This window comes from Serratia sp. J2, assembly GCF_046269175.1.
Classification (GTDB): Bacteria; Pseudomonadota; Gammaproteobacteria; order Enterobacterales; family Enterobacteriaceae; genus Chania; species Chania fonticola_C.
Map to the genome: position 1 here is coordinate 1 of NZ_JBKABN010000029.1, position 24,660 is coordinate 24,660.

Below are 24,660 nucleotides of genomic sequence, written 5' to 3' on the forward strand. Positions count from 1 at the left end.
TCTTGTTCGTCGTTTTTGCCACTTTTTCCCGAAAACAGCCGTAAAAGCTGGCGCTCCCTGGCGTAAAATGAAAGATAACAATGCAGTTAAAGGAACCGCAGCCATGCAATTCGATGCTCAACAACAGGCGGCACAGCGTAATCTTTCTTATCTGCTGGCAGAAAAGCTCGGCCAACAGATCCTGGCCGGTGAATATCAAGCCGGCAGCATCCTGCCAGGCGAGATGGATTTGGCAGAACAGTTTGGCGTCAGCCGCACTGCGGTACGTGAAGCGGTAAAAATGCTAGCGGCCAAAGGCATGCTGTTACCGCGCCCCCGCATCGGTACCAGAGTTATGCCGCAAAGCCAATGGAACTTCCTCGATCAGGATCTGCTGACCTGGTGGATGACCAGGGAGAACTTCGGCCAAGTAATGCAGCACTTCCTTATCCTACGCACGTCGCTCGAGCCTCAAGCCTGCTCATTGGCAGCAATCAATGCCACCCCGGAGCAAAAGGCGCGATTGGTCACGCTGATGGCAGAAATGCAGGCGCTACACGTGGATTTTGACCGCGAACGCTGGATTGAAGTCGATACCCAGTACCACCAGTTGATCTATGAAGCCAGCGCCAATCCGTTTCTCACCTCGTTCGCCAACCTGTTCAGCTCGGTGTATCAAAGCTATTTCCGGGCGATCACCGGTAATGAAGTGATCAAGCTGCAACACCATCAGGCCATTGTGGATGCCATAGTCGCCAGTGACAGCATCGCAGCCCTCACTGCATGCCAAACATTGTTGCAGGGGAATGCGTAAACTCCGCATCTATATATAGAAGGAAAATGAGATCACGATGACAAAATCTGCACGCAGCATGGCAGGGTTGCCTTGGATCGCCGCGATGGCGTTCTTTATGCAGGCGTTGGATGCCACTATTCTCAATACCGCCTTGCCGGCGATAGCCCACAGTCTCGACCGTTCCCCTTTAGCAATGCAATCGGCGGTGATCAGTTACACCCTGACGGTTGCGATGCTAATCCCGGTGAGCGGCTGGCTGGCCGATCGCTTCGGTACCCGGCGGGTGTTTATTATCGCCGTATCCCTGTTTACCTTTGGCTCGTTATTGTGTGCCTTGTCCCCGACGCTGAGTTTCCTGGTTGCCTCACGTATTTTACAGGGGATTGGCGGTGCGATGATGATGCCGGTGGCACGCCTTGCCCTGTTGCGGGCCTATCCGCGTAGTGAGCTGTTGCCGGTACTGAACTTTGTCACCATGCCTGGCCTGGTTGGGCCAATAATGGGGCCGCTGCTTGGCGGCTGGCTGGTGACCTACGCTACCTGGCATTGGATCTTCCTGATTAATATCCCGATAGGCTTGCTCGGCATCGTCTACGCCCGCAAATACATGCCGGACTTCACCACACCGAAGCGACCATTTGATTTCATCGGTTTTATGCTGTTTGGCCTTAGCCTGGTTCTTATCTCCACCGGCCTGGAGCTATTCGGCGAGCAGGTGCTGGCCAATTACATTTCTCTGGGGGTGTTCCTGAGCGGCTTTGTGATGCTGTTTGGCTATATCATTCACGCCCGCCGCTACGCTCAGCCGCTGATTGGGCTGGATCTGTTCAAGACCCGCACCTTTTCCGTCGGCATTGCCGGTAACGTGGCCTCGCGGCTGGGGACCGGCTGCGTTCCGTTCCTGATGCCGTTGATGCTGCAGGTAGCCTTTGGCTATTCGGCGATCGTCGCCGGTTGCATGATGGCCCCGACGGCGGTGGGTTCTCTGATGGCCAAGTCTACCGTTACCCAAGTGTTGCGCTGGTTCGGCTATCGTAAGACGTTGGTGGGTATCACTATCATTATCGGCGTGTTGATTGCGCAGTTCTCACTGCAAAGCCCAGGTATGCCGCTGTGGCTGATGATTTTGCCACTGTTTGTTCTAGGGATGGCGATGTCGACGCAGTTTACCGCCATGAATACCATCAGCCTGGCAGACCTGAACGATGGCAACGCCAGTTCCGGCAATAGCGTACTGGCAGTGACACAGCAGTTGTCTATCAGCTTTGGCGTGGCGATCAGTGCCGCCGTGTTGCGCTTCTATGGCTCGATGGAGATCGGCACCATGATCGATCAGTTCCACTACACCTTTATTACCATGGGGATAGTGACCGTCGCTTCGGCCTTCGTCTTTATGCTGTTAAGAAGAAAAGACGGCAATAACCTGATCACCGGCAAAGAGCAATCACGCAAAGAAGCGAAGGTGACCCGTTAGCGGTAACCGACAGAGTCTCTCTCCACCAGCTCTGGCGTCAGCACCAGGATCTGGGCATCACGTTCGGGGTTTTGCAGGCGGTTGATGAGCGCATCGATCGCCAGTTCTCCGAGCGAATCTTTGGGCTGATGAATGGTGCTGAGCGGTGGGGCCAGATATTTGGCCAGTTCGATGTCGTCGTAACCCATCACGGCCATATCCCGTGGCACCACCAGCCCGGCCTGATACAGCGCCTGATAAACGCCGACGGCGACGGCATCGTTGCCAGCAAACACCGCATGAGGAGGCTCGACCAACGCCAACAACTGCCTCATGGCATGCACACCGCCTTCAAACTCAAAATCGCAATACACCTCATAGCCCGGCAGGATTTCAAGACCGGCACGCTGCATGGCTCGGCGATAGCCTTCCAAACGATGGCGCGCGGTGGTTTTATCCAGCGGCCCGGCGATACAGGCGATTTGGCGATAGCCGCGAGCGATCAGATGATCGGTAGCCATTTCCCCCCCCAGCAACGAGTTATCCTGGATGATATCGTTGGCCCCTTCGAACGGCGACCAGTCCATCATCACGATCGGTAACGAGGGGTAGCGGCTCAGCGCATCCTGAGAGGGGCGGTGGTTTTCGGTACACATCACCAGTAGACCATCCACTCGCTTTTGCAGCAGCGTTTCCATGCTGCTGTTCATACGCGCCACATCTTCCTCGGTGTTGCACAGGATCAGGCTGTAGCCGCGCTCATAGCAGCTGCGTTCAACGCCGCGCACCACTTCGGCATAAAACGGGTTATTGCTGGAGGTCACCAGCATGCCGATGGTGCGCGTCGTATTGAGTTTCAGGCTGCGCGCCAGTGCGGAAGGGGCATAGTTAAGCTGTTCCACGGCCACCATGACTTTGTGACGCACGCTGTCGCTGACAAAGCGATTGTTATTGATCACGTGCGAGACCGTCGAGGTTGAAACACCCGCCAGGCGGGCGACATCTTTCATGGTAGCCAAAGCGTTATCCCTGTTGCTGCAAGAAGGCGTCAATCTCTTCACGCCATGGCACGGAAGGTTGTGCACCCGGCCGGGTAACGGCAATGGCCGCCGCCGCATGAGCGAAACGCACCGCATCACTCATCACTTTGCCTTCGAGCAAAGCAGTAACCAAGGCACCGTTGAACGTATCACCGGCCGCGATGGTATCTACCGCCTTGACCTTAAAGCCCGGTACCAATTTGCCTTTACCGTTTTCGCTCAACCACACACCACGGCTACCGAGGGTGATAATCACGCAGCCGATGCCTTTATCATGCAGGATGTTGGCGGCACGCTCGGCGTCAGCGTCATTATTCACCGCGATACCGGTCAGCCGCTGGGCTTCGGTTTCGTTCGGGGTGATCATGTCGATCATCGCTAACAGTTCGTCAGGCAGCTCACAGGCCGGAGCCGGGTTGAGGATCACCTGGGTTTGGTGCTGCTTGGCCAGTTTGGCGGCGGCAATCACCGTTTCCAACGGTGATTCAAGCTGCATCAGTAACGCATCGGCATCGATAACCCGTTGCCGATAGCGGTTGAGATAATCGGGAGTGACCGCCGCGTTGGCACCGGCATCGATACCAATCACATTCTCGCCTTCGGCATTGACGAAAATCAGCGCCACGCCGGTGGTGCTGCCAGTGATAGCTTCAATCGGTTGGGTATCGATGCGATCGGTTGCCAGCTGTTGGCGAATACGTTCACCAATATCGTCTTCGCCTACACAGGCAATAAAGGCGATATCCGCACCGCTGCGCCCGGCAGCTACCGCCTGGTTAGCCCCTTTGCCACCAAAGGCCACCTTATACTGCTGGCCGATCACCGTTTCGCCCGGCTGGGGAAACTGGTTGATATTGAGGATATGGTCGGCATTGATGCTGCCCAAAACCACCAGCTTTGCTGTTTCCATCACAGGGATCCCTTAAATTGCGCGCCATCGTCACGCCCCGTTCCGATGGCGCTGGAGATGACTTACTTGGTAACCAGTTTCAAATCAACCGGGATAGTCGCCGGTACTTTCTCGCCTTTCAAGATCTTATCTGCCGTTTCTACGCCAATCACACCGATCTGATCCGGACGCTGTGCCACGGTGGCAGCCAATTTACCGCCTTCAACCGCTTTCACACCGTCTGCGGTGCCGTCAAAGCCAACCACGATGACATCCGTTTTACCCGCTGTTTGCAATGCACGCAGAGCGCCCAGTGCCATTTCATCGTTCTGTGCAAACACTGCTTGCACGTCTGGATGCGCGGTCAGCAGGTTCTGCATGACGTTCAGACCCTTGGTGCGATCGAAGTCTGCCGGCTGGCTGGCCAGCAGTTTAAACTTGTTCTGCTCCAGTGACTGTTGGAAGCCTTCACCACGTTCACGGGCAGCAGATGTCCCGGCAATGCCTTCCAGCTGGATCACTTTAGCGTCAGCACCGGCTTTCTTGGCAATAAAGTCACCGGCCATTTTACCGCCCACGCGGTTGTCGGAGGCGATATGGCTAACCACTTCGCCTTTCGCTGCCATACGGTCGAGCGTAATGACTGGGATCTTGGCCTGGTTGGCCATCTTGATGGCGTTACCTACCGCGTCAGAATCGGTTGGGTTAATCAGCAGCAGTTTCGGATTCTGCACCATCAGATCCTGCACGTTGGCCAACTCTTTCGCCGGGTTGTTCTGGGAATCCAGCACCACCAGGTTGTAACCCAGTTTGTTGGCTTCCAACTGCGCCCCCTCTTTCATCGAAACAAAGAACGGGTTGTTGAGTGTAGAAACCACCAGCGCGATGGTGTCTTTTGCCAGGGCGTTAGCACTCAGAGTGGCGGTTAACGCGATGGCCGAAACTAAGGTTGCCAGTTTTTTCATTTTCATGGTCGTGATTCCTGTAGGGGAGAGGTTACTTGTTACTTTTGTTGTCTACCAGAACCGCCAGCAGAATAACGGCTGCTTTCACGATCATTTGGTAGTAGGAAGAAACACCCAGTAAATTCAAACCGTTGTTCAGGAAGCCAAGGATCAGCGCCCCGATCAGAGTACCGACGATGCGCCCTTTACCCCCAGCCAGGCTGGTACCACCCAGCACCACCGCAGCGATGGCATCCAGCTCATAGCCGGTACCCGCAGTAGGTTGCGCAGAGGACAGGCGCGCCACTTCAATGACCCCAGCCAGTGCCGCCAGCAGGCCGCACAGGGAGTAAACGATGATTTTAACCCTATCGACGCTGATACCGGAAAGGCGGGTAGCCGCTTCGTTGCCGCCCAGTGCATAAATATAGCGGCCAAGACGGGTATGATGCAGCATATACCAGGCGGCGATAAACACGATGGCCATGATCCAGATCGGGGTAGGAACGCCCAACGGGCGGCCAATCCCGAACCAGCCGAAGGTATCGGCAACGTCGGTAAAGCCGGTATTGACCGGGCTACCGTTGGTGTACACCATGGTCACACCGCGCAGTAACAGCATCATCACCAGGGTGGCGATAAAGGCCTGAACCTTGCCTTTGGCAACGATAATCCCGGTGCAGGCACCTACGGCAGCCCCCAACGCCAGCGCAGCGGCAACAGCCACCACCGCATTGACTTCAAATCCGACAATCGAAGCGGCTACCGCTCCGGTCAGCGCCAACAGCGATCCGACCGACAAATCGATGCCGGAAGTCAGGATCACCAACGTCATGCCGACCGCCATAATGGCGTTCACCGAGGTTTGCTGCAAAATATTGAACAGGTTATTAACGGTGAAGAAATTCGGGCTCATCGAAGACACCACGGCAATCAGCACCAGCAGGGCAATCAGCGATTTCTGCTCCAACAGCCACTCTTTACTGAACCAGCGCTTAGCTGCGACACTTTGTGAACTCATATCTTTACTCCTGCTTTACGCCGTATTGCTTGCCGACAGCTGCTGCCATCAGCACTTCCTGGGTGGCCTGTTCAATCGGGAATTCGCCGCTGAGGTGGCCTTCGTGCATCACCAGGATGCGGTCACTCATGCCCAGCACCTCCGGCATTTCCGAAGACACCAGAATGATGCTCAGCCCTTCCTGCTTGAACTGGTTGATTAACTGGTAGATCTCTTTTTTGGCCCCAACGTCGACGCCGCGTGTCGGTTCGTCGAGGATCAGTACCTTTGGCCGGGTCATCAAACCACGGGCAATTGCCACTTTTTGCTGATTACCGCCGGAAAGCAGGCCAATCGGTTGCTCCATCGACGGCGTTTTAATATTGAACAGGCGAATAAAATCGCTGACGGCGATCTGCTCGTCGGCATGTTTCAGGCCACCACCGGCACGGCTGAAATAGCGTAGCGCGGTGAGCGACATGTTTTCCTTCACCGACATCCCCAGTACCAGACCATCACGTTTACGGTCTTCGGAGATATAGACGATACCGTTGGCCAGGCCGTCCTGAGGAGTACGAGTCACCACCTCATGGCCGTCCAGGTTGACGGTGCCGCTTTTACGTGGTGCCGCACCGTACAGGATCTTCATCAGCTCGGTACGCCCAGCCCCCATCAGGCCAGCCACACCCAGAATCTCACCGCGGTATAAAGTAAAGCTGACGTCATGCACGCCAGGGCCGGAAACGTGGCTCACCTGCAGGCGTTTTTCACCGCGCGGCAGATTCAGCCGTGGATACTGCTCTTCCAGCTTGCGGCCAACCATCATTTCAATCAGCGAATCTTCATTCAGTTCGGCAACCGGCCGCTCGGCAATAAATTGCCCGTCACGAAATACGGTCACATCGTCGCAGATTTCGAAGATCTCTTTCAGGCGGTGGGAGATATAAACAATGCCGCGGCCTTCGGCTTTCAGCTCGTTGATCACTTTAAACAGCGAGGCGGTTTCGGTATCGGTCAGGGCATCGGTCGGCTCATCCATGATGATCACTTTGGATTCAAAGCTCAGCACCTTGGCAATTTCCACCATTTGCTGATCGCCAATCGACAATTCCCCCACCAGCCGATGGCTGCTGTAGCGCAGGTTCAAACGTGCCAGCAGTTTGTCGGCTTCGGCATACATGCGTTTCCAGTCGATGCGGCCAAAGCGGTTAACGAACTCGCGGCCAAGAAAGATGTTCTCGGCAATGGTCAGCTGCGGGATCAGGTTCAGTTCCTGGTGGATGATGCCGATACCCGCTTCCTGCGAATCCTTCGGCCCATTGAAGGCCACTTCTTTGCCGAGGAAATATTGGCTGCCCGCATCTTTGTTGTAGATACCGGTCAGCACTTTCATCATGGTGGATTTGCCGGCACCGTTTTCCCCCACCAGCGCCATTACCCTGCCGGGATAAACGCTCAGGGCAGCCCCAGAAAGCGCCTTCACACCGGGAAAGGCCTTATCGATCCCTTTCAGTTGCAGTAAAGGTTGCATAGGCGCCTCAGAAAGTTACGCCGGAGCACAGGATCACGTTCGCGTAGGGCGAACATTCTCCGCTGCGGATCACGGCTCGGCTATGTTCGGTTTGCGCTTTAAACGCGCTGTGACTGATATAGCTAATGCTGATGGTATTGCCCTGGCTTTGGCCAAGCTGCGTCAGTTGAGCCAGCAACGCTTGGTGGAGCGATGGGTTATGCTTGACGATCTCTTCCGCCAGGATAGCGCTCTCTACCTGCATTTCCTGCGTCACGACACCGACAACCTGCAAAAATGTCGGCACCCCTTGGGTCAGCGCCAGATCGATACGCGGCGTCACGGCCGGGATCGGCAAGCCCGCATCACAAATCGCGATCTGATCGGTGTGGCCGAGACGAGAGACCACCGCAGAAACATCAGAATTCAGTAGTACGCCTTTTTTCATTAGTAAACTCCAGCAGCGAAACGTTTCGCTATTGAGTCAGTTTAGAAAATCAGCAGGGGAAGACAACCTTGTAATAGCGGAAATGTGATCGCCATCGAAACGTTTCGCTCGCGTTCGATAAAAGCGCAGATAAAAAAGAAGGGCCCAGCAAATGCTGAGCCCCTGATTTAGATTTCGACCTGGGTTCCCAGTTCGATGACCCGGTTGGGCGGGATCTCAAACTGGTCGGCAGCCCGCAATGCGTTGCGGCTCAGGGCGATAAACAGCTTGCCGCGTAGGAACAGATACCACGGCCGTTTGGTGAGGATCAGCGATTCATGGGACATAAAGAACGACGTCTCCATCATCCGGCATGGCAGCCCTTCCAACCCACAGCGATGGAAGACTTCCTCAACGTTCGGCGTTTCACGCCAGCCATAGCTGGCCACCACCCGCCAGAAGGTCGGGGACAGTTGTTCAATCGTTACCCGCCGGACGTTATGCACATAAGGGGCATCTTCGGTACGCAAGGTCAGCAGCACCACCCGCTCATGCAGCACTTTGTTGTGCTTGAGGTTATGCAGCAGGGCAAACGGGATCACGTTAATCGCCCGCGACATAAACACAGCGGTGCCAGGCACGCGAACCGGCGGTGATTTTTCCAGTGAGGCAATCAGCGCTTCAAGGGAGTTGCCGTGCTCATGCATCCGACGCAGCAGACGGAAGCGTTCGCTCTTCCAGGTGATCATGATCAGGAACATGACCAGAGCCAACGTCAGCGGCAACCAACCGCCGGAGAACAACTTCAGGGCGTTAGCCGAGAACATAGGCACATCAATAATCAGCAGGATCGCCAGAATCCCCCCCACCAGGAAGCGATTCCAATGCCAGTTCTTGATGGCAACGGAGGTGATCAGGATGCTGGTCAATACCATGGTGCCGGTCACCGCAATACCATAAGCCGCGGCCAGGTTGCTGGAGTGCTCGAAGCCCACAATCACCAACACCACGGCGATATACAGGGTCCAGTTGATCACCGGGATATAAATCTGGCCGGACTCCATTTCCGAGGTATGAATGATGCGCATCGGTGACAGATAGCCCAGACGAACGGCCTGGCGGGTCAACGAGAAGACGCCGGAAATCACCGCCTGCGAGGCGATAACCGTGGCCAGCGTGGCCAATATCAACAGCGGGATCAGTGCCCAGTCGGGTGCCAACAGGAAGAACGGGTTCTTGATCGCTTCCGGGTTTTTCAGCAGTAATGCCCCTTGGCCGAAGTAGTTGAGCACCAGCGAAGGCAGCACTACGGTGAACCAGGCCAGGCGGATCGGGAATTTGCCAAAGTGGCCCATATCGGCATACAGCGCTTCCACACCGGTAATCGACAGCACCACCGCACCGAGCGCGAAGAACGACACCTTCTTATATTCAACAAAGAAGTTGAAGGCCCATTTCGGGTTCAGCGCCTGCAACACTTCCGGGTTGGCGATAATGCTGCGCGCCCCCAGCACCGCCAACACGATAAACCACAGCAGCATCACCGGGGCAAACAGTTTGCCTACGCTGCCGGTGCCATGTTTTTGGATTGCAAACAGTAAGGTCAGTACCAGAATGGAGAGCGGGACGATGTAGGGATCTAGCGACGGTGCGGCAATCTCCAACCCCTCTATGGCCGACATCACCGAGATCGCCGGGGTGATCACCACCTCGCCATAGAAGAAGCTGCCACCAATCAGGCCCAGGATCACCAGCAAGGAAGTGGTACGTGCCGAGGTATGGCGCCCTGCCAAAGACATCAACGTCAATATCCCGCCTTCACCGGCGTTATCCGCACGCATGACGTAGGTGAGATACTTCAGGGAAACGATGACAATCAACATCCAGAAGATTAAGGAAAGAAAACCAAACACCACGTCGGGACGGACGTCAAAACCGTAATGGCCGGAGAAACATTCTCGTAAGGTATAGAGCGGGCTGGTGCCGATATCACCGTAAACGACCCCAATAGCCGCCAGGGTAACCGCCGATAAAGACTGTTTATGTTCTGAGCTCATAGTTTGCTTCTTTTGCTAGATCATCCGTCAACCGATGCATCAGCATCAGGCTAAAGATACGGGCTCTAAGATCCGTCACACCCGGTAAAAGGCGCACAGTATGCATCATTTATAGCACTTGCCTACTCTACTATCTGACCCCAAAAATAAACAAAATGTGAATCAGCCCCCTTGTTGAGCATAGAAAAATTTTACTAATCAACCAGCTATAAGGCTAAAAATAATGATGGTTTATCATCGGATTCTCTAGCAAGATTGGCTGTCGGCCTGGGTGGCAGGCTCTAACCTCCGGACAACGCGAGCTATTTTATGGCGTCATCAACACTTCTGGCAGAACGGATCTCCCGCCTCAGCAGTGCGCTGGAGAGCGGCCTTTATGAACGGCAAGAGGCTATCAGGCTGTGCTTGCTGGCGGCCTTGTGCGGGGAAAGCGTGTTCTTGCTCGGCCCACCGGGGATCGCCAAGAGTCTGATCGCCCGCCGGCTGAAATTTGCCTTCCGCAGCGCTCGCTCATTTGAATACCTGATGACGCGCTTTTCCACGCCCGAAGAGGTGTTTGGCCCACTGTCGATCCAGGCACTGAAAGATGAAGGCCGCTATCAACGCCTGACAGCGGGTTATCTGCCTGAAGCCGAGATCGTGTTTCTTGATGAAATCTGGAAGGCTGGCCCGGCTATCCTCAATACCCTGCTGACCGCGATCAACGAGCGCCGTTTCCGTAACGGCAACAGTGAAGAACCCATTCCGCTGCGCCTGCTGGTCACCGCCTCCAATGAATTACCCGAGGCCGATAGCAGCCTTGAAGCCTTGTATGACCGTATGCTGATCCGGCTGTGGCTCGATAAGGTGCAGGATAAACAGAATTTCCGCTCGCTGTTGGTAGCCCGGCAGAACGAAAGCGACAACCCGGTACCCGAGGCGCTGAGCATCAGCGATGAAGAGTTCCACCAATGGCAACCGCAGATAGATAAGGTCAAACTGCCGGAAAACTGCTTTGAGCTGATTTTCCTGCTGCGCCAACGGTTAGACGCTTTGGAACAGGCGCCTTATGTTTCCGACCGGCGTTGGAAGAAATCCCTGCGCTTACTGCAGGCCTGTGCCTTTTTCAGCGGCCGCGACACCATTGTGCCGTTGGATTTAATGCTGTTGAAGGATTGCCTGTGGCACGATCGGACATCATTAAAATTGTTACAGCAACAAGTCGATCAGTTGCTGACCGAACAGGCCTACCAGCAACAAACCTTGTTGATACAACTACAGCAGATCCACACCCGCTGGATGCAGCATCAACAGCAGCAGAGCCATCGCCAGGCCATCCAACTGGTGAAAAAAGGCGGCATGTTCAGCCGTAAGCCACAATATGTGCTGGAGCATCCGCTCACTGGCACCACTTTGACGCTGCTGCTGCAAAAACCGTTACAGTTGCACGACATCCAGGTTAACCACCTGAGTATCGAAAGCAACATGCTGGAAAACTGGCTGCAAAAAGGCGGTGACGTGCGCGCCAAACTCAACGGCATTGGTTTTGCCCAGCAGATCGATCTGGACGTCGATGAGCAATTGCACCTGACCGTGCTGGACGTCAGCCGCCAGCCCTCCCTGCTGGCCCTGCCGGGTAAGCCGACCGGGGGAACCCCGCCAGAATTCCTGGACGAAATAGAAACACTAAGCCAGCGCCAGGCGGAACAGCGGCGGTTATTCAGCCAGCATCAGCCTTGCCTGTTCACCCCTGCCGCCGGGTTGGCGAAAATTGAAGCCAGCCTGTTGCAGGTGGCCGAGCAGATCAAACAGCTGTCCCAGCAAATGCGCGGCCAGTAACCATGCTGAGCCTCGAAACGCTCGATATGCTGCTGTCGATCTCCGAAGGCGAGCTGATCGAAGAGCTGATCATTGGCATGTTGGCCACGCCGCAGTTGGTGGTATTTTTCAATAAATTCCCGGCGATACGTCGGGCGATCAACCGCGATCTGCCTCATTGGAAGCGGCAACTGAAAGATCGCATTCAGCAAGCCGTGGTGCCGCCGGTGCTGGCGCAAGAGTTTTACCGCTATCAGCAATGCCAGTTGGAAAGCCACGGCCAGTTCTCGCAAAACCTTAACGATACGCTCGATCTATTACGCCAATGCGCGTCGCCGTTTTACGCCCAGGCACGGAGTATGGTGGATGCCGCAGATCTCCCCGCTCATCCGCTCGATGGCAGCTTCCAAACCCTGTTTCTGCAACGCTGGCGCATTAGCCTGACGCTGCAGGCCACGATGCTGCACCATAAGTTACTGGAGCAGGAGCGTGAACAACTGATGGCCGAGCTGCAAGAACGGCTTGCTCTGAGCGGCGCACTGGAACCAGTGCTGGCAGAGAACGACACGGCCGCGGGCCGATTGTGGGATATGAGCAAAGGCCATTTACAACGTGGTGACTACCAACGGCTGGTGGAGTACGGAGACTTCCTGCAACAGCAGCCAGAGCTACAAAAGCTGGCACAACAACTGGGCCGCAGCTATGAAGCCAAGGCGGTGCAGCAACAAGATGCGCAGCCTGAACCATACCGGGTGATGGTGCAGGTACCCGCCATTCAGCCGGAAGAGGTCAGCGGTATACACCAAAGTGACGACATCCTGCGGTTACTGCCACCCGAACTGGCAGCGTTGGGCATTGAAGAGTTGGAGTTTGAGTTTTACCGTCGGCTGCTGGAAAAACGCTTGCTGACCTATCGCCTGCAAGGGGATGCCTGGCAGGAACAGATCATGATGCGCCAGGTCACTCATCAGCAGCAGGACCGGCAGCCACGCGGGCCGTTTATTGTCTGCGTAGATACTTCCGGCTCAATGGGCGGCTTTAATGAACAATGCGCCAAGGCCTTTTGCCTGGCACTGTTGCGCATCGCACTGGCAGACAACCGCCGCTGCTACATCATGCTGTTTGCCAGCCAGATTGTGCACTATGAACTGACGGCCGCCAGCGGTATCGAACAGGCGGTGCGGTTCCTGGGTCAACATTTTCGTGGCGGGACGGATTTGGCCGCCTGCCTGAATGCCACCGTCAGCAAAATGGCGGAAAGCGACTGGTTTGACGCCGATGCGGTGATTATTTCCGATTTTATTGCCCAGCGGCTGCCGGAAGAGGTGATCAAGAAAGTGAAGTCACAGCAGCAAAGCCACCAGCAACGCTTTCATGCGGTGGCCATGTCAGCCTATGGCAAACCCGGCATCATGCGCATCTTCGATCATATCTGGCGCTTTGATACCGGGTTAAAAAGCCGTTTACTACGGCGCTGGAGTCGCTAGCTGTTACAGCAGCCCTTCAACGCTCTCGCGTACTTCTGGTCCCCACACGCCACACTGTACTTGCCCAATATGCGACAGTTGCAGCAACAGCATCACCAGGCGTGATTGACCAATCCCGCCACCAATCGTCTGAGGCATTTCACCACGCAGCAGGGACTGGTGCCATTCCAGCTTCAGGCGATCCAGATCGTCGGTTAACGCCAACTGATGTTGCAGCGCCGCCGCATCGACACGGATGCCCATCGAGGAGAGTTCAAACGCATCCTGCAATACCGGGTTCCACACCACGATGTCACCGTTCAACCCTTTCAGCCCTTCAATACCTGGCGTGGTCCAGTCATCATAATCCGGTGCACGCACGTCATGGGATTTGCCATGTGAGAGTTTGCCACCAATACCAATCAGGAATACCGCTCCCAATTCTTTGGCGATCGCACGTTCACGGCCTTTGGCATCCAGCTCAGGGTAACGTTGCAGCAGCGTTTCGCTGTGAACAAAGTGGATTTGTTCTGGCAGGAACGGTGCCAGACCAAATTCACGGCTCACCGCGGCTTCCGTTTCTTTTATAGAGGCATAGATCCGCTTGACGGTATCTTGCAGGTAAGCCGGGCTACGTTCGCCATCTCCCATTACACGTTCCCAATCCCACTGATCGACATACACCGAGTGGATCGGCGTCAGGCGATCTTCATCCGGGCGCAGCGCTTTCATATGGGTATACACACCTTCACCCGCGCTGAAATCGTGCTCGCCCAGGGTTTTACGCTTCCATTTAGCCAGCGAGTGCACTACTTCAAACGTCGCGTCCGGCAGGCTTTTGACTTTCACCTGAACGGCTTTTTCGCTGCCAGAAAGGTTATCTTGAGTACCGTCACCCAGTCGGCTGAGGATCGGAGCCTGCACTTCAATCAGGCCAAGCTGCTGTTCCAACTGGCGAGAGAAGAAGGATTTCACGAAGCTGATTTGTTGTTGTTTTTGGATAAACTGCTTTTTCATTGCCGTATCTCTTGAATAACCTGTCTAGTTGCCAATGATTAAGCAACAGAATGGCACCTAAATTCAATATCCATCAATCAATATTGCCTTTTCGCTTTTAATCGGTCATTTTTAAACGGTGATAATTCAATAATCAGCAATTAAAGGGGCATTTAATGGCAGAAATTTATCAGATCGATAATCTCGATCGCGGCATCCTCAACGCATTAATGGAAAATGCCCGCATGCCTTACGCTGAACTGGCGAAGAATTTTGCCGTCAGCCCCGGCACCATTCATGTGCGGGTGGAGAAGATGAAGCAGGCCGGGATCATCACCGGAACGCGGGTTGATGTGAACCCAAAACAGCTGGGCTACGACGTCTGCTGCTTTATCGGCATCATATTGAAGAGTGCCAAGGACTACCCTTCGGCGCTGAAAAAACTCGAAAGCCTGGAGGAAGTCGTGGAAGCCTATTACACCACCGGTCACTACAGCGTGTTTATCAAGGTGATGTGCCGCTCGATCGATGCGTTGCAACAGGTACTGATCAACAAGATCCAGACCATCGACGAGATCCAGTCAACGGAGACGCTGATCTCGCTGCAGAATCCTATCATGCGTACCATTACGCCTTAGGCTGGTGTTTGTTAGGATAGCTATATAGATAAAAAAGGAGCAATGCAATCCAATGAAGGAACTGATGCAAAACCACCCGCTATTCAAGGATTTTCCGGTTAAAAACGTTAAGGTTCTCCGGGATAAATATCGCGAAGCGGGTAACCAGGGCATGCTAAAGGTATTAAGTCCGTTGGCCGCTGTGATTTCCGTGTTACTCGTTATACCGACTCTCTTGGGCATAGGCCTGTCATTCTTACTGGTAATTGCTTATCAGGATAGCTTCATTAGTACTTCACTACCCCCGCTAGTTTACTGGATTTGGGGCTGTACTGCGCTAGCCATCGGGCTGGTGGCCATAGGGTGCTCATGGTTGGTCAAAACCCCTATGCGCGAGCAACAGCGATACTATCAGCAGGGGAATTTAGGCCAGTTAGAAGACAACAAGCGTCAAGCATTGCGCCTGGACATAGTCCAAACTTATTCACATGGCTTTTGGAGTGAAACACTTGAGCACTACCCGATCGCCGCACGCCTGCAAGATCCCGTTAAGACATTTCCATTGCTGGATCCATCACAGCCCAAAGATCACCTTAAAGGGTTGTACGATGACTGGAACATCGCCGACGCCAAGCACTATCGCGAAGCTGTGAATAAACTTTTGGCCGGTATGCACTCCCAGCATTTTGCCTTCGACATGCGCCATTCGGTAGAAGATGATACCTGGGTGAGGAATCTGGCCACACTGATTGAAGAGCCTGTCGGTTATATTCATAGCTGCATAACCCCAAGCCCGGAGCAACGCTCGCCAGCGCTGATTTGGGCCTTCGATCTATGGCGGGTGATCACACTGAGCCGCTCATGTTTTTGTGCCGGTTTGATCGCAGAACAAGAAGCCTGGGACAACATATTGAAAACAGCCAATATAGCGCATGAACTCTTTGCCAGTTTTGACGAATTCAATAAGAACTACCGTCTCGGTCATGCCTTTTGGAGTAACGACTTCGACTTGGTAAAGGGCCGATTAGCGCAGTTCAAGGACTATCAGCAACACTGCCATTGGCCAATCAAATCGTTACCTTGGCCAGCACGCCCCGGTATTGAGCTGAGTGAAGATATGCTCAGTGGCTTTGCTCATCTACAGCCTGAGCAGCCGTTCATATCATCGATTAAACCCGAAGATTACGTGTCGTAATAAAAATTTATTGGTCAGTGAGCTTATGGCACGCTGGCCGCTTTCTTCCTTACCCCGCCCCCCTTTCTCGATTAAATAACCTCAAATCAAAACATTACACAAAGAGAATACCGTTATTCTGTGAGAAATTAACGCCTTAATCGCAGACTCTGTACTAGATAAGATCGTTATACCCATATTATCCACAGGTAGATCCCAGCTGATTCACAGAGTACAATACGGCCTCTTGAGTTTAAGGTTGGGATCATTCATTCATGGCAGACATTACTCTGATCAGTGGCAGCACGCTTGGCAGCGCAGAATACGTGGCTGAACATTTGGCCGAGAAACTTGAAGAAGCAGGTTTCTCAACGGAAATGCTGCATGGCCCTGAATTGGATGAATTGACGCTGTCGGGCCGGTGGCTGGTGGTTTCCTCCACTCACGGTGCCGGTGATTTACCAGATAACTTGCAGCCGCTGTTAGAACAACTGGCAGAGCAGCAACCTGATTTATCGCAGGTGCAGTTCGGTGCCGTCGGTTTGGGCAGTTCTGAGTACGATACCTTCTGTGGTGCGATCAAACAGATCGACGATCTTTTCCAGGCTCGTGGAGCGAAAAGGATCGGCGATCGTCTCGAGATCGACGTGACCCAACATGAAATTCCCGAGGATCCTGCCGAAGAATGGCTGAAGAATTGGATTATTTTACTCTAATTCGGTTAAAGATCGCGCGAACGATTGTGTATAACTAGGCTCGAAAGCAGGGTATAAGCGGTAGTTATCCCAATAACAACCGTCGTACGCTTTCTGTCCTGTGGATAACATGCCATTTAGATCCCAGCTTATACTGGCCAGGATCACCGATCATTCACAGCAAACGATCCTGCTTAATCGGCTGATCTTTCTGTGGAATAACCACTTATCCACAGAGGATCGCGATCCTAATAAGAGATCTAATAAAGAGATCTTTAAATAAAAAAGATCTTCTTTTAATTACCTAAGATCCTGACCGCTTGGTCGATCGACTAAACTTGAGTAGAATCCTCCCCCCAGGGCAAACAACGATCGTTCGCAAGTACTCCGAGGTGCTGTTCCATGTTTTATCCAGAGCAATTTGACGTCATTATCATCGGTGGTGGCCATGCCGGAACCGAAGCCGCCATGGCTGCGGCACGTATGGGACGTCAGACTTTATTACTGACCCACAATATCGACACGCTGGGACAAATGTCCTGTAATCCGGCGATCGGTGGTATCGGGAAAGGGCATCTGGTCAAGGAAATCGATGCACTCGGCGGGCTGATGGCCAAGGCGATCGACCATGCGGGTATCCAGTTTAGGATACTAAACGCCAGCAAAGGCCCGGCAGTGCGAGCCACTCGAGCTCAGGCAGATCGCGTCCTGTATCGCCAAGCCGTTCGTACCGCATTGGAGAACCAGCCAAACCTGATGATCTTCCAACAACCGGTTGAGGATCTGATCGTCGAAAACGATCGAGTGGTGGGTGCGGTGACCCAGATGGGGCTGAAATTCCGTGCCAAAGCGGTAGTACTGACCGTAGGCACCTTCCTGGATGGCAAGATCCACATCGGCCTGGAAAACTACAGCGGTGGCCGTGCTGGGGATCCTCCGTCGATCTCTTTGTCACAGCGTCTGCGTGAACTGCCTCTGCGTGTCAATCGCCTGAAAACGGGTACACCTCCCCGTATCGATGCACGCACCATAGATTTCAGCGTTCTGGCTGAGCAGCATGGCGATACGCCAATTCCAGTGTTTTCTTTCCTGGGCAACGCCAGCCAGCATCCACAACAGGTGCCGTGCTACATCACGCACACCAATGAAAAAACCCATGACGTGATCCGCAACAACCTCGATCGTAGCCCGATGTATGCCGGGATCATCGAAGGGATCGGCCCACGCTATTGCCCGTCGATCGAAGATAAAGTGATGCGCTTTGCCGATCGTAATGCGCACCAGATCTTCCTGGAGCCTGAAGGGTTAACCAGTAACGAGATCTACCCGAACGGGATTTCCACCAGTTTGCCGTTTGACGTACAGATGCAGATCGTGCGTTCGATGGAAGGGATGCAAAATGCCCGTATCGTTCGCCCTGGCTATGCCATCGAGTACGATTTCTTCGATCCACGCGATTTGAAGCCCACATTGGAAAGCAAATTTATTCAAGGGCTGTTCTTCGCAGGCCAGATCAACGGCACCACCGGTTACGAAGAAGCTGCTGCGCAGGGCTTGTTGGCCGGGTTGAACGCCGGGCGTTATGCCGTTGAAGACGAAGGCTGGTCACCACGCCGCGATCAGGCTTACCTGGGGGTGCTGGTGGACGATCTCAGTACGCTGGGCACCAAAGAGCCGTACCGCATGTTTACCTCACGTGCCGAATACCGTCTGATGCTGCGTGAAGACAACGCCGATCTGCGCCTGACGGAAAAAGGCCGTGAACTGGGGCTGGTTGACGATGAGCGCTGGCAGCGCTACTGCGAAAAACTTGAGCACATCGAACAGGAACGTCAGCGTCTGCGTGATATCTGGGTGCACCCGCATTCAGAGAACGTCGAGCAGGTTAACGTCCTGCTGAAAGCTCCTCTGTCACGTGAAGCCAATGGCGAAGAACTGCTGCGCCGCCCGGAAATGGATTATGGCCAACTGACCGCGGTGGCAGCTTTTGCTCCTGCACTGGCAGACACCGAAGCCGCTGAGCAAGTGGAAATTCAGGTGAAATACGAAGGCTACATCGCTCGCCAGCAAGATGAGATCGACAAACAACAGCGCAACGAGAACACCGTGCTGCCGCTGGATCTCGATTATCGCCAGGTCTCCGGATTGTCCAACGAGGTGATCGCCAAACTGAACGATCACAAGCCTAACTCGATCGGTCAGGCTTCGCGCATTTCCGGCATCACCCCAGCAGCGATCTCTATTTTGCTGATCTGGCTGAAAAAACAGGGCTTACTGCGCCGCAGCGCATAAATCCGCTCACCGAGTGGCCGTTTGCCTATCTGCTGAGCAAACGGCCGCTGACATCATCTCAAGCCTGAATTATCATAGACTGCCTAAGAGAGCAGTTGCAGATTGGCCTGCATGTTCCACGCCTGTCAGAGGACTCTGTTGTGCAAAAAAAATTGGATTCGTTGCTTTCAGCGGCTGGAATTTCGCTTCCCGATCAACAAAAGCAGCAATTGTTGGGCTATGTCGCTATGCTCGACAAGTGGAACAAGGCTTACAACCTCACTTCTGTACGCGATCCGCAGCAAATGCTGGTGCGTCATATCATGGACAGCATTGTGGTGAATGCCCATCTGACAGGTTCACGCTTTATCGACGTTGGCACCGGCCCGGGTTTGCCAGGCATTCCGTTGGCAATCGTGCGGCCCGATGCCCATTTCACCCTGTTAGACAGCCTGGGCAAGCGTGTACGCTTTCTGCGACAGGTGCAGCATGAGTTGGGGCTGAACAATATCGAGCCGGTACAGAGCCGTGTGGAAGAGTTTGTGGCAGAACCGCCGTTTGACGGTGTGATCAGCCGGGCTTTTGCTTCACTGCAAGACATGTTGGCTTGGTGTCACCACCTGCCAGCCAAAGGGCAGGGGCGTTTTTATGCGCTGAAAGGGGTTTGCCCGCAAGACGAGTTGGCCCAGTTGCCAGAAGGGATTTCTCTGGAGTCGGTGGTGCGTTTGCAGGTGCCGGAGCTGGATGGCGAGCGCCATTTGATCGTCCTGAAAGCCCACTAAAGCCAAATCAGAATTGCTTAGCATCAAATAATCAGTGATTGGTGTAGGGTACAGAAGGTAAATAGCAAGCAGGCTAATCAGACAGGCCCTTTCTTTCGTTTATTTACTTTTAATTAACATTCTTATGTCAAAAATGCATCATTTCAGTAGGTGATAGTCACGTTAGCAACAATGTGTGAAAGATTCCGATTTGCTGTCAGTGTTAATTGAGTGTTGCTTTATTATTCCTGTGAATGTCAATAAAAGGTTTTTGCGGGGTATAAGGATTGTTTTTGAACGGTTACGTTGTAATGATTTGATTTATAATATTTTTTGATCGCCCAAAAAGCTAAAGACCTAGGTCGTGAACCTGGGCTATAACTCATTAATAGTCAGTATTGTGATCGGTTGCACGTTTCTTACCGCAACCGTGGAATAGTCAGACAAATAAATGCGAGCGATTATTCCGGCCATTTTCTTGTGAAAATAGCCCTAAAAGGGGAAATTTAAATAATTGTTCACCTTTTCGCTACTTATCGATTGAATTCGTTGGAGTGGCCCGTATAATTTGCACGTTTTTTGCTGCTTGACTCAGAACCGCAAAGGCAGTTTTATACGTCGGCATACCCCCTCAGGGGTACGGAGAGAACAAACGTCATGTCTGTGTCCCTGTACAGCGGAAAAGTTGCACGCAAGTTGCTGTTGCTGCAGTTAATGACTTTTGTTTTGATCAGCGCTGCTTTCGGCCTGAAAAGTCTGGAGTGGAGCGGTTCGGCACTGGCAGGTGGCCTGGCTGCCTGGTTACCCAATGCCATGTTTATGCTGTTTGCCTTGCGTCATCAGGCACAGACGCCGGCACCCGGACGGGTTGCCTGGTCGTTCGCCATTGGTGAAGGGCTAAAGGTCGTGATCACCATCGTTTTGCTGATCGTGGCGCTTGGGGTGTTCAAAGCGGCGTTTGTACCGCTTGGCCTGACCTATTTAGCGGTGTTGATTGTGCAGATAGTGGCACCAGCCGTGATTAACAGTTACCGAACTTAACTAAATAAGGGTAAGAGGCATCATGTCTGCAGGAGAAGTCTTGACTCCACAGGAGTATATCGGTCACCACCTGACGCAGCTTCAGGTCGGGACGGGGTTCTGGTCGATTAACGTCGACTCGATGTTTTTCTCCATTGTCCTCGGGGTGGTCTTTCTGGCGGTATTCCGCAAGGTAGCCAAAAACGCCACCAGCGGCGTGCCCGGAAAGTTGCAAACCGCCGTTGAGCTGATCGTTGGCTTTGTCGACAACAGCGTAAAAGATATGTACCACGGCAAGAGCAAGGTCATTGCTCCGCTGGCACTGACGGTGTTCGTCTGGGTATTCCTGATGAACCTGATGGACCTGATCCCGGTCGACCTTCTGCCGTTCATCGGTGAGCATTACCTTGGCCTGCCAGCACTGCGTGTGGTGCCTACCGCCGACGTGAACATCACGTTGTCGATGGCGTTGGCCGTATTTGTCCTGATCCTGTTCTATAGCATTAAAATGAAAGGCATTGGTGGGTTCGTCAAAGAGTTAACCATGCAGCCGTTCAACCACCCGGTATTTATTCCCATTAACCTGATCCTTGAAGGTGTCAGCCTGCTGTCCAAACCTGTTTCACTGGGTCTGCGACTGTTCGGCAACATGTATGCGGGTGAGTTGATCTTCATCCTGATTGCTGGTCTGTTGCCGTGGTGGTCACAGTGGATGCTGAGTTTGCCTTGGGCAATCTTCCACATCCTGATCATTACGCTTCAAGCCTTTATTTTCATGGTTCTGACGATTGTCTATCTGTCGATGGCATCTGAAGAGCACTGATTTTCTTAAAACACTTGCACTATTAAACTGAAACAAACTGGAGACTGTCATGGAAAACCTGAATATGGATCTGCTGTACATGGCTGCCGCTATTATGATGGGGTTAGCGGCAATCGGTGCTGCGATCGGTATCGGCATCCTGGGTGGTAAATTCTTGGAAGGCGCTGCACGTCAACCTGATCTGATCCCTCTGTTGCGTACACAGTTCTTTATCGTTATGGGCCTGGTTGACGCCATCCCGATGATCGCTGTTGGTCTGGGTTTGTACGTGATGTTTGCTGTCGCGTAAGTAGGGTTCACACTCTACAAAGAAACCACATTATTAACTTTTAAAGAGGCATTGTGCTGTGAATCTTAACGCAACAATCCTCGGCCAGGCTATCGCGTTCATCCTGTTTGTCTGGTTCTGCATGAAGTATGTATGGCCGCCAATTATGGCTGCCATCGAGAAGCGTCAGAAAGAAATTGCTGATGGCCTCGCTTCCGCAGAACGTGGCAAAAAAGATTTGGACTTAGCGCAAGCCCATGCGACCGACCAGCTGAAAACTGCCAAAGCGGAAGCCCAGGCGATTATTGAGCAAGCAAACAAACGCAAAGCTCAGATCGTGGACGAAGCGAAAGCAGAAGCCGAGCAGGAACGTAACAAAATCGTGGCGCAGGCTCAGGCTGAGATCGAAGCCGAACGTAAGCGCGCTCGTGAAGAGTTGCGTAAGCAAGTCGCGATGCTGGCAATTGCCGGTGCCGAGAAGATCATCGAACGTTCCGTGGATGAAGCTGCTAACAGCGACATCGTTGATAAACTGGTCGCTGAACTGTAAGGAGGGAGGGGCTGATGTCTGAATTTATCACCGTAGCTCGCCCCTACGCCAAAGCAGCTTTTGACTTTGCCGTTGAGAACCAAGGCGTAGAACGCTGGCAGCAAATGCTGGCGTTTACTGCTGTTGTCACGCGTAATGAACAGATGGCGGAACTGCTTTCCGGTGCTGTTGCACCTGAAACCTTGTCCAACACGTTTATTGCGGTTTGTGGCGATGAGCTCGACGAACATGGCCAGAACTTTATCCGTGTAATGGCCGAAAATGGGCGTTTACTGGTCCTTCCTGCGGTGCTGCAACAGTTCATCGAACTGCGCGCCGCGCTGGAATCCACCGTCGAAGTCGAGGTGCTCTCATCGAGCGCACTGAACGACACACAGCAAGCCAAGATTATCGCTGCGATGGAAAAACGTCTGTCACGCAAAGTTAAGCTGAATTGCAAAATTGACAAGTCTGTACTGGCCGGTGTCATTATCCGTGCCGGTGATCTGGTGATCGATGGCAGCGTACGTGGCCGTCTCGAGCGCCTGGCAGACGTCTTGCAGTCTTAAGGGGACTGGAGCATGCAACTGAATTCCACCGAAATCAGCGAACTGATCAAGCAGCGCATTGCTCAGTTCAATGTAGTGAGCGAAGCTCACAATGAAGGTACCATCGTTTCCGTCAGCGACGGGATCATCCGCGTACACGGTTTGGCCGAGGTTATGCAGGGCGAAATGATCGCACTGCCAGGCAACCGTTACGCAATTGCATTGAACCTGGAGCGTGACTCTGTAGGTGCCGTGGTAATGGGTCCGTATTCGGATCTGGCCGAAGGCATGAAGGTAAAATGTACCGGCCGTATTCTGGAAGTTCCAGTTGGCCGTGGTCTGCTGGGCCGTGTGGTCAACACCCTGGGTGCACCTATCGACGGTAAAGGCCCGGTTGAACATGACGGTTTCTCTCCGGTTGAAACTATCGCACCTGGCGTTATCGAGCGTCAGTCTGTTGATCAACCTGTACAGACCGGCTACAAATCGGTCGACGCCATGATCCCAATCGGTCGTGGCCAGCGTGAGCTGGTGATCGGCGACCGTCAAACCGGTAAAACTGCCCTGGCGATCGATGCGATCATCAACCAGCGCGATTCCGGCATCAAATGCGTTTACGTAGCTATCGGCCAGAAAGCGTCTACCATCGCTAACGTGGTACGCAAGCTGGAAGAGCACGGCGCACTGGCCAACACCATCGTGGTTGTGGCTACCGCGTCAGAATCCGCTGCACTGCAATACCTGGCGCCATATGCCGGTTGCGCAATGGGCGAATACTTCCGTGACCGCGGTGAAGATGCGCTGATCGTATACGATGACCTGTCCAAACAGGCTGTTGCTTACCGTCAGATCTCCCTGCTGCTTCGCCGTCCACCAGGTCGTGAAGCTTACCCAGGCGACGTATTCTACCTCCACTCCCGTTTGCTGGAGCGTGCTGCGCGTGTTAACGCCGACTACGTTGAAGCCTTCACCAAAGGTGAAGTCAAAGGCAAAACCGGTTCACTGACCGCTCTGCCGATCATTGAAACCCAGGCGGGTGACGTTTCCGCGTTCGTTCCGACCAACGTAATCTCGATTACCGATGGTCAGATCTTCCTGGAATCCAACCTGTTTAACTCTGGTATTCGTCCGGCGGTTAACCCGGGTATTTCCGTATCCCGTGTGGGTGGTGCAGCACAGACCAAGATCATGAAAAAACTGTCCGGTGGTATTCGTACCGCTCTGGCGCAGTATCGTGAACTGGCTGCGTTCTCTCAGTTCGCTTCCGATCTGGACGATGCAACGCGTAAACAGCTGAGCCACGGTCAGAAAGTGACCGAGCTGCTGAAACAGAAACAGTATGCGCCGATGTCCGTCGCACAACAGTCTCTGGTGCTGTTTGCCGCCGAGCGTGGCTACCTGAACGACGTAGAAGTGGCGAAAGTCGTCAGCTTCGAAGCCGCTCTGGTTGCTTTTGCGGATCGCGAGCATGCCGAACTGCTGAACCACATCAACCAAACTGGTGCTTATAACGATGAGATCGAAGGCAAGCTGAAAGGCATCCTCGATACCTTCAAGGCAACCCAGTCCTGGTAACGCATAGCGGCCTGCCGTTGCAAGA

At 53.6% G+C, this 24,660-nt stretch carries 23 protein-coding genes; 15 read left to right on the top strand and 8 right to left on the bottom strand.

What is annotated here, in order from left to right; all coding sequences use genetic code 11:
- The first annotated feature begins 103 nt into the window (after positions 1–103).
- On the top strand, positions 104–793 hold the full coding sequence (locus ACKWMY_RS23050; RefSeq protein WP_024527394.1) for a FadR/GntR family transcriptional regulator: 690 nt from the start codon (positions 104–106) through the stop codon (positions 791–793).
- Between the two features lie 37 nt (positions 794–830).
- Positions 831–2,249 (top strand): multidrug transporter subunit MdtD, encoded by a 1,419-nt coding sequence (gene mdtD, locus ACKWMY_RS23055; protein WP_024527393.1) that lies wholly within the window; start codon positions 831–833, stop codon positions 2,247–2,249.
- On the opposite strand, the gene rbsR is transcribed toward mdtD, so the two are convergent.
- The 7 genes from rbsR to kup all read right to left on the bottom strand — a co-directional run bounded on the left by rbsR (position 2,246) and on the right by kup (position 10,095).
- Positions 2,246–3,247 carry a ribose operon transcriptional repressor RbsR gene (rbsR, locus tag ACKWMY_RS23060; RefSeq protein ID WP_261160193.1) on the bottom strand — a complete coding sequence of 334 codons (1,002 nt, stop codon included), beginning with the start codon at positions 3,245–3,247 and terminating at the stop codon, positions 2,246–2,248. The two genes, mdtD and rbsR, sit on opposite strands and share 4 nt — an antisense overlap.
- A gap of 4 nt (positions 3,248–3,251) precedes the next feature.
- Positions 3,252–4,178, bottom strand: a complete 927-nt coding sequence (rbsK, locus tag ACKWMY_RS23065) for a ribokinase (RefSeq protein ID WP_024527391.1) — start codon at positions 4,176–4,178, stop codon at positions 3,252–3,254.
- 62 nt (positions 4,179–4,240) lie between these two features.
- Positions 4,241–5,128: a ribose ABC transporter substrate-binding protein RbsB gene (gene rbsB / locus ACKWMY_RS23070; protein WP_211134669.1), complete on the bottom strand. Its 888-nt coding sequence runs from the start codon at positions 5,126–5,128 to the stop codon at positions 4,241–4,243.
- A 25-nt stretch (positions 5,129–5,153) separates the two neighbouring features.
- Positions 5,154–6,122 (bottom strand): ribose ABC transporter permease, encoded by a 969-nt coding sequence (gene rbsC / locus ACKWMY_RS23075; protein ID WP_024484670.1) that lies wholly within the window; start codon positions 6,120–6,122, stop codon positions 5,154–5,156.
- A gap of 4 nt (positions 6,123–6,126) precedes the next feature.
- Positions 6,127–7,632 (bottom strand): ribose ABC transporter ATP-binding protein RbsA, encoded by a 1,506-nt coding sequence (gene rbsA / locus ACKWMY_RS23080; RefSeq protein ID WP_021181446.1) that lies wholly within the window; start codon positions 7,630–7,632, stop codon positions 6,127–6,129.
- A gap of 7 nt (positions 7,633–7,639) precedes the next feature.
- Positions 7,640–8,059 (bottom strand): D-ribose pyranase, encoded by a 420-nt coding sequence (gene rbsD, locus ACKWMY_RS23085; RefSeq protein WP_074030802.1) that lies wholly within the window; start codon positions 8,057–8,059, stop codon positions 7,640–7,642.
- 167 nt (positions 8,060–8,226) lie between these two features.
- Entirely contained in the window at positions 8,227–10,095 is a 1,869-nt protein-coding gene (gene kup / locus ACKWMY_RS23090; protein ID WP_074030803.1) for a low affinity potassium transporter Kup, read from the bottom strand.
- A gap of 309 nt (positions 10,096–10,404) precedes the next feature.
- Here kup and ravA point away from each other — a divergent pair, with 309 nt between their 5' ends.
- Positions 10,405–11,913, top strand: coding sequence for an ATPase RavA (gene ravA / locus ACKWMY_RS23095; RefSeq protein ID WP_409487123.1), 1,509 nt, complete (start codon positions 10,405–10,407; stop codon positions 11,911–11,913).
- A gap of 2 nt (positions 11,914–11,915) precedes the next feature.
- A complete protein-coding gene (gene viaA, locus ACKWMY_RS23100; RefSeq protein ID WP_308872896.1) occupies positions 11,916–13,379 on the top strand; it encodes an ATPase RavA stimulator ViaA in 1,464 nt (487 codons plus the stop codon).
- A 3-nt stretch (positions 13,380–13,382) separates the two neighbouring features.
- Here the strand turns inward: viaA and asnA are convergent, their stop codons facing one another.
- Positions 13,383–14,375, bottom strand: a complete 993-nt coding sequence (asnA, locus tag ACKWMY_RS23105) for an aspartate--ammonia ligase (RefSeq protein WP_409487124.1) — start codon at positions 14,373–14,375, stop codon at positions 13,383–13,385.
- A gap of 155 nt (positions 14,376–14,530) precedes the next feature.
- Between asnA and asnC the strand changes: the two genes are divergently transcribed.
- From asnC to atpA, 11 genes are all read left to right on the top strand, one after another.
- Positions 14,531–14,992, top strand: coding sequence for a transcriptional regulator AsnC (asnC, locus tag ACKWMY_RS23110; protein ID WP_021181440.1), 462 nt, complete (start codon positions 14,531–14,533; stop codon positions 14,990–14,992).
- Between the two features lie 52 nt (positions 14,993–15,044).
- A complete protein-coding gene (locus ACKWMY_RS23115; RefSeq protein WP_409487125.1) occupies positions 15,045–16,166 on the top strand; it encodes a DUF1266 domain-containing protein in 1,122 nt (373 codons plus the stop codon).
- A gap of 254 nt (positions 16,167–16,420) precedes the next feature.
- The gene (gene mioC, locus ACKWMY_RS23120; protein WP_024484681.1) at positions 16,421–16,861 is read left to right on the top strand and encodes an FMN-binding protein MioC; all 441 of its coding nucleotides are present in this window, start codon (positions 16,421–16,423) and stop codon (positions 16,859–16,861) included.
- A gap of 381 nt (positions 16,862–17,242) precedes the next feature.
- Complete coding sequence (mnmG, locus tag ACKWMY_RS23125; protein ID WP_021181433.1) at positions 17,243–19,132, top strand: tRNA uridine-5-carboxymethylaminomethyl(34) synthesis enzyme MnmG; 1,890 nt, start codon at positions 17,243–17,245, stop codon at positions 19,130–19,132.
- Between the two features lie 140 nt (positions 19,133–19,272).
- The gene (gene rsmG, locus ACKWMY_RS23130; protein WP_024527382.1) at positions 19,273–19,893 is read left to right on the top strand and encodes a 16S rRNA (guanine(527)-N(7))-methyltransferase RsmG; all 621 of its coding nucleotides are present in this window, start codon (positions 19,273–19,275) and stop codon (positions 19,891–19,893) included.
- Positions 19,894–20,529: 636 nt separating this feature from the next.
- Positions 20,530–20,913: a F0F1 ATP synthase subunit I gene (atpI, locus tag ACKWMY_RS23135; RefSeq protein ID WP_024484684.1), complete on the top strand. Its 384-nt coding sequence runs from the start codon at positions 20,530–20,532 to the stop codon at positions 20,911–20,913.
- Between the two features lie 22 nt (positions 20,914–20,935).
- Entirely contained in the window at positions 20,936–21,715 is a 780-nt protein-coding gene (gene atpB, locus ACKWMY_RS23140; protein ID WP_037434395.1) for a F0F1 ATP synthase subunit A, read from the top strand.
- A 49-nt stretch (positions 21,716–21,764) separates the two neighbouring features.
- On the top strand, positions 21,765–22,004 hold the full coding sequence (atpE, locus tag ACKWMY_RS23145; protein ID WP_004393045.1) for a F0F1 ATP synthase subunit C: 240 nt from the start codon (positions 21,765–21,767) through the stop codon (positions 22,002–22,004).
- Positions 22,005–22,062: 58 nt separating this feature from the next.
- Positions 22,063–22,533 carry a F0F1 ATP synthase subunit B gene (gene atpF / locus ACKWMY_RS23150; RefSeq protein ID WP_021181429.1) on the top strand — a complete coding sequence of 157 codons (471 nt, stop codon included), beginning with the start codon at positions 22,063–22,065 and terminating at the stop codon, positions 22,531–22,533.
- A gap of 14 nt (positions 22,534–22,547) precedes the next feature.
- Complete coding sequence (gene atpH / locus ACKWMY_RS23155; protein ID WP_409487126.1) at positions 22,548–23,081, top strand: F0F1 ATP synthase subunit delta; 534 nt, start codon at positions 22,548–22,550, stop codon at positions 23,079–23,081.
- Between the two features lie 12 nt (positions 23,082–23,093).
- Positions 23,094–24,635 carry a F0F1 ATP synthase subunit alpha gene (atpA, locus tag ACKWMY_RS23160; protein WP_024527379.1) on the top strand — a complete coding sequence of 514 codons (1,542 nt, stop codon included), beginning with the start codon at positions 23,094–23,096 and terminating at the stop codon, positions 24,633–24,635.
- The last annotated feature ends 25 nt before the right edge of the window (positions 24,636–24,660 follow it).